This window comes from Microbacterium sp. BF1 (genome assembly GCF_019279095.1).
Taxonomy (GTDB): Bacteria; Actinomycetota; Actinomycetes; order Actinomycetales; family Microbacteriaceae; genus Microbacterium; species Microbacterium maritypicum.
This window is the reverse complement of the sequence record NZ_JAGYWT010000518.1, coordinates 1-1674: the sequence shown is the minus strand read 5'-3', so window position 1 is coordinate 1674 and position 1674 is coordinate 1. Positions and strand designations below refer to the sequence as shown.

The following is a 1674-nucleotide window of genomic DNA, read 5'->3' as shown; positions in this document are numbered from 1 at the left end:
CGCTGACGATCCTCAACGCGGCTCCCGCACACGTCGCGACGATCGAGATGCTCGGCGACGTCGATGTGCTGGTCGTGAACGAGACGGAGTGCGCCGAGCTCGGCGGCATCGACCGGTTGCATGCAGCCGGAGCGCGGGTCATCGTGCTCACGCAGGGTGCCGGGGGAGTGACCCTGCATCGCACCGGCGAACAGCCCTTGCACATCGATGCGTTCCGGATCGATCCGGTGGACACGACAGGTGCCGGCGATGCCTTCTGCGGTGCGCTGGCCGCAGCGCTCTCCCAGGAGGAGAGGATCGAGCATGCTCTGGTCCGAGCCTGCGCCGCCGGAGCCGTCGTGGCTCAGCATCGCGGAGCGACGACGTCGGAGCTTTCGCCCGCGTCGATCGCAGCGCTCGTCCTGTCGCGCTGAGGTCAGTTCGAGGGTGCGGCGTCGGCCGGCGTCGCGTCCTCGACCGTCTCACCGGCGAAGGTGTACTCACCGCCGCGCAGGCGCTCCAGCAGATCGAGCAGCCACTGCTTCTCGGCCGTGAGGCGCGCTGTGGACAGGTCGAAGATCTCCCGCACGTACTTCGGCGTCGTCTCGGAGCGCAGGGTGTCCTGCACGTCGAAGCCGTTCTGCGTGATGATCGCGTCGCTCTTGATGAGACGATGCTCGAGGCCGGCGATCACCTTCTGCCGGCTCAGGACGAACATGAACGAGGCCACCGTCATGATGGCCTGGGTGTCGAAGGCCGCCACGTTCCAGAGGTTCTCGCGCAGCATCCTCTGCAGTTCCACCTCGCCGGCTGGCGTGATGCGGTAGGTCGTGCGAGCGGGGCGCTTCCCCTCGGCCTCGGTGCCGCTCTCGGCGATGTAGCCGTCGACCTCGAGGGCGCGCAGCGCGTTGTAGATCGATCCGGGCTGGATGTGCGCCCATTCGTCGACGTGCCAGGTCATGAGCTCTCGGCGGAGGAAGTACCCGTGCACGGGCTGGAACTGCTTCACGGCGCCGAGGACGACGAGGCGGGTGGTCGACATGCCCCTCATGCTAACGGCTGGCATCACAGATTCCTGTTGTTTGCATGATCAAAACTGCCTATTATCAAAACTAGTCAAAGTTGACTAACGAAAGGAAGCTGAAATGACGACTGCCGTGACCGACGCCCTGCCGCGCGACCTCGCCCTCCGCCGGGCCTTCTCGGTGTACCCGACCGGCGTCGTGGCTCTCGCCGCGCACGTCGATGACCGCGCCGTCGGGATGGCGGTCAACTCCTTCACCTCGATCTCGCTCGAACCCGCGCTCGTCGCGATCAGCGCGGCGCGCACGTCGAAGACCTGGCCTGTACTGCGCACGGTTCCGGAACTCGGCATGAGCGTGCTCGCCGCGCACCATGAGCCGCTCAGCCGCTCGCTCTCAGCGCGACAGGGCGACCGTTTCGGTGGTCACGAGTGGAAGCGCACCGACGGTGGTGCGGTGCTGATCTCCGACGCGGCACTCTGGCTCACCTGCCGCCTGCACAGCACCTTCGACGGCGGCGATCACGAGATCGCGCTGTACGAGATCGCCGACATCACCCTGTTCGACGATGTCGAGCCGCTGGTCTTCCATCAGAGCCGCTATCGCGCCATCGCCGCCCCCGAGAGCGCGTGAGCACTGCGCCGCTCGGGGCGATCGCCGGAGTGGTCGTCCC

At 66.8% G+C, this 1674-nt stretch carries 3 protein-coding genes; 2 read left to right on the top strand and 1 reads right to left on the bottom strand.

Annotated elements, in window-relative coordinates; genetic code table 11:
- On the top strand, nucleotides 1–413 hold a 413-nt coding region (locus tag KZA10_RS14335; RefSeq protein WP_256934889.1), incomplete at its 5' end, for a PfkB family carbohydrate kinase.
- 2 nt (nucleotides 414–415) lie between these two features.
- Here KZA10_RS14335 and KZA10_RS14330 read toward each other — a convergent pair.
- Nucleotides 416–1021, bottom strand: coding sequence for a PadR family transcriptional regulator (locus tag KZA10_RS14330; RefSeq protein ID WP_218683220.1), 606 nt, complete (start codon nucleotides 1019–1021; stop codon nucleotides 416–418).
- A 103-nt stretch (nucleotides 1022–1124) separates the two neighbouring features.
- Here KZA10_RS14330 and KZA10_RS14325 point away from each other — a divergent pair, with 103 nt between their 5' ends.
- Nucleotides 1125–1634, top strand: a complete 510-nt coding sequence (locus tag KZA10_RS14325; RefSeq protein WP_218683219.1) for a flavin reductase family protein — start codon at nucleotides 1125–1127, stop codon at nucleotides 1632–1634.
- Nucleotides 1635–1674 lie beyond the last annotated feature (40 nt).